The sequence below is a fragment of the Ulvibacter sp. 2305UL32-6 genome (assembly GCF_058148545.1).
Map to the genome: position 1 here is coordinate 1 of NZ_JBYVKA010000046.1, position 919 is coordinate 919.

The 919-nt window shown below is 28.8% G+C and carries 1 protein-coding gene; it reads left to right on the top strand.

Annotated elements, in window-relative coordinates:
• Positions 1-59 precede the first annotated feature (59 nt).
• Entirely contained in the window at positions 60-791 is a 732-nt protein-coding gene (locus ACY2RU_RS17625) for a DUF6090 family protein (protein WP_490139799.1), read from the top strand.
• Positions 792-919: the final 128 nt, after the last annotated feature.

Genomic DNA, 919 nt, shown 5'->3' on the forward strand with positions numbered 1-919 from the left:
TTCATTATTTGAACTACCTAATTCAATTAAAATCATATCTTTAGAGAAACTAACCTCTAATGATAAAATTCTTTAGGAAAATTCGCCAAAACTTACTGTCGGAAGGCAAGACAGAAAAGTATTTTAAGTACGCAATAGGAGAAATTGTTCTTGTGGTTATTGGAATTTTGATTGCTCTTCAAATTAATAACTGGAATGAAAACCGCAAACAGAGTAATGTTATTCAACATTACTATTACCAATTAGAAGAAGACTTGGATGATGAGACAGACAACATAGAAGACAAAATTTCTCGAATTAGTGAAAGTATAGCTTCCTATGAACAATATTTAGAACTTACTAAAGAATCAAACTTAGAACTTATCGAAATGATGAACGCACTAACTAAAGTCAAACTTGCTTTTTGGTATCCATCATTTAACTCTAATACTATTGGAACATTAGAATCAACAGGAGACATAAAATTGATACCTGCTCACCTCAGAAAAAAGTTGATAAATCTTGTGAGAAAACAAGAAAGAATTGTTAGTCAAGCCAATGGAAATTACAGTGTTTATTTAAATGATTTACAAAAAGCTGGGAATTTAGGATTTTATAGAAACAATTATCACTTGAAAGAAAATAGCCATTTAAATTATACCGAAAACTACCCAGAAATAATATTGACTCTTGAGAACGCTTTATATCTTAAAAATTACACAGAAAAAAGACAAATAATTGAATTAAAGCAAATGCTAAATAATGTCAATGAATTGAAAGAATTATTTAAGATTAAGATAAATAAAAAATAACGAAAGCACAACAACGTATAAAATTAATTGCTGGTTTTAGCCAATTTACGAAAGTTCTCGCGGACTTTCTATCCGTGATTTATTTGCTAACTTTAGTGCTTAAAACACGCAACTAATCTTATACAAAC